The following is a 2,630-nucleotide window of genomic DNA, read 5'->3' as shown; positions in this document are numbered from 1 at the left end:
GAACAGGTGATCCCGGCGCTGGCCGCGGCGGCCGGCGCGGAGGCGGTGCATATCTCGGCGCTGCACGAACCCGATGCGGATGCCCGCGATGCGCGCCTGGCCAGGGCGCTCGCGCGCGACGGCGTCGCGTTGCGGCGCTCGGCCGGACGGCTGATGACCGATCCGGAAATGGTGCTGAGCAAGGTGTCGACGCCGTACCGGGTGTTCACGCCGTTCCTGAAGGCGGCGCGGCCGGGCTGGCGATACCGTCCGCGCGCGGCGCCGCAGCGGCTGGCCTGCTTCGGGCTTCCGGAGGGAATGCAGCGGTTGCAGGCGACCCTCGCCGCGCCCGCGCCGGACTGGGATCGCGGCTTCTGGGAGACCTGGACGCCCGGCGAGCGGGCCGCGCAGCAGCGCCTGGAGCGCTTCCTCGAACACCTCGACGACTACCCCGGGCAGCGCGACCGTCCGGCCATCGACGCCACTTCGCGGCTGTCGCCGCATCTGCACTTTGGCGAGATCAGTCCCGCCTGCGCCCTGGATGCCGCCCAGCGCCGTGGCGGCCCCGGCAGCGACAAGTTCGTCGCCGAGCTGGGCTGGCGCGAGTTCGGCTACTACGTGCTCAACCACTGGCCGCACAGCACCACCGACAACTTCAACCCGCGCTTCGACGGCATCGCCTGGCGACACGACGAGGCCGCACTGGAGGCGTGGCGGCGTGGTCGCACCGGGGTGCCGCTGGTCGATGCCGGCATGCGTCAGCTATGGCACGAAGGCTGGATGCACAACCGGGTGCGGATGGTGGTCGCCTCCTATCTGAGCAAGCACATGGGCATCCACTGGGCGAGCGGGGCGGCCTGGTTCATGCACACCCTGGTCGACGCCGACCTGGCCAACAACACCCTGGGCTGGCAGTGGGTGGCGGGCAGCGGCGTGGACGCGGCGCCGTATCACCGGATCTTCAACCCGGTCACCCAGTCGCGGCGCTTCGATCCCGAAGGCGTTTACTTGCGGCGCTGGCTGCCGGAACTGCGGCGGCTGGACGACGACCGGATCCATGCGCCATGGGAGAAGGGCGGGGCGCCGCGCGGCTATCCGTCGCGGCCGATCGTCGATCTGGCGGAGGGCCGCGCCGAAGCGCTGCAACGCCTGGCCCGGGCCAGCGACTGAGCGCGGACGCGGTGCCGGACGCCTGATCGGAAACGAATGGCTGCCCGTGGGCAGCCATTCGGGGCGCGCGATCTGCAGTGGCCCGCCCGGGCCGAGTCCCGGCGCTTCGGGTCGCCGCGCGACTCAGTCCAGATGCAGGTTCGCGTCGCCGGAGAACGTTTCGATCGACACGTCGCCGTCGCCATTGCCGTAGCGGTGCTCGAAGCTGGCGCCGGGGCCGTGGCGGGGGCGGTCGATGGTCGCGCCAGGTGCGCGCAGGCTGCCGCTGAAGCTCTCGCCGTGGACGTTGGCGGAGAGGTCGCGCGGCAGGTACAGATCGACATCGCCGCTGACCGTTTCCATCTTGATCCGGCCATTGCCGGCCAGGCCGGTACGCAGGCTGAGGTCGCCGGACACGCTGGCGCCGGAGTAGCGGCGCAGGCTGGATTCGAGCACGCGCACGTGGGCGTCGCCGGACACGGTCTCCACCGACACCTCGTCGGTCAGCCGGCCCTGCAGGTCGATCTCGCCGCTGACCGTCTCGGCGTCGGCGTTGCGGCTGTTGACCACCAGTTTGAGGTCGCCGCTGACCGCATCGACCTCGATCTCGTCCGGGGCGCCGGCGACATCAACGTCGCCGCTGACGGTGTTGATCGACAGTTCCGACGGCGCGACACCGACGACCTTGATGCGGGCCGACACCGAGTCGATGTCTAGATCGGCCCGCAGCGGCACCATCAGCACCAGCTCGGTCGGCTCGGTGCGGTCGCTGACGGTGAAGAAGCCCAGACCGCTGCCACGGTTGGGGTACTTCACCTTGACGCTGAGGCTGCTGCGGTCGCCGCTGATCTCCAGCTTCTCGACGCCGTCGCCGAGGTTGCCGGTGATCCTGACCTCGGGCCGGTCCCAGGCGCGCACGTCGATGCTGCCCTTGAGGTTGTCGATCTCGAGCCGGCCGCGCGGGTCCAGTGGGCGGACCTCGTCGATCGGGGTCGCCGCCTGCAGCGGCAGGGCGAGGGCGGCGAGCAGGCCGATGGCGAGCGCGGGGGCCGCGATCCGGGCCGGACGCGCGGGATTGCGACGGAGCGTGGGGTGAGCGGACATGGGGCCTCCGGAAAAGTCGCGTGAAACGTCGAAACGTGGAATGTCGGAACGTGGAACGTCGAAACCAGGGACGCGGGAGCTGGATCGGGCGGAATCGGTCGATGGCTGGGTTCGGGTCATGGCGGCGCGCTCACGAATGGACCAGGCGCTGGCTGAGCGCGAGGCGGCGGGCGTAGGTGCGGTGCAGGCGTTCGAGCAGCAGCCGCGAGTCGGGTTGTTCGGACAGGGCCTGCAGGATCAGCTCGGCATTGCGGTCGAGCTCGGCCAGCGCCGGGTGCAGGCTGCTGTCGGCCGGCACCGCGCCGAGCTGGTCGAACGCGGCCTGGTACTGCCGCGCCATGCCGGCGGTCTCCAGGGCCAGCTTCGACGGTGCCTGCACCGTGGCCGGTTCGATCGCC

At 71.1% G+C, this 2,630-nt stretch carries 3 protein-coding genes; 1 reads left to right on the top strand and 2 read right to left on the bottom strand.

Features of this window, described 5'->3' with window-relative positions:
• Positions 1 to 1,149, top strand: a 1,149-nt coding sequence (locus FKV24_RS13550; RefSeq protein WP_141482749.1) for a cryptochrome/photolyase family protein, incomplete at its 5' end; no start/stop codon positions are given.
• 123 nt (positions 1,150 to 1,272) lie between these two features.
• On the opposite strand, the gene FKV24_RS13545 is transcribed toward FKV24_RS13550, so the two are convergent.
• Together FKV24_RS13545 and FKV24_RS19335 are read right to left on the bottom strand one after the other, a co-directional pair.
• Positions 1,273 to 2,232 (bottom strand): DUF4097 family beta strand repeat-containing protein, encoded by a 960-nt coding sequence (locus tag FKV24_RS13545; RefSeq protein WP_170288311.1) that lies wholly within the window; start codon positions 2,230 to 2,232, stop codon positions 1,273 to 1,275.
• A 130-nt stretch (positions 2,233 to 2,362) separates the two neighbouring features.
• A partial coding sequence (locus tag FKV24_RS19335; protein ID WP_425481640.1) for a hypothetical protein occupies positions 2,363 to 2,630 on the bottom strand: 268 nt, incomplete at its 5' end.

It is taken from the genome of Marilutibacter maris, from assembly GCF_006546735.2.
Taxonomy (GTDB): Bacteria; Pseudomonadota; Gammaproteobacteria; order Xanthomonadales; family Xanthomonadaceae; genus Marilutibacter; species Marilutibacter maris.
This window is presented reverse-complemented; position numbering and strand designations above follow the sequence as displayed.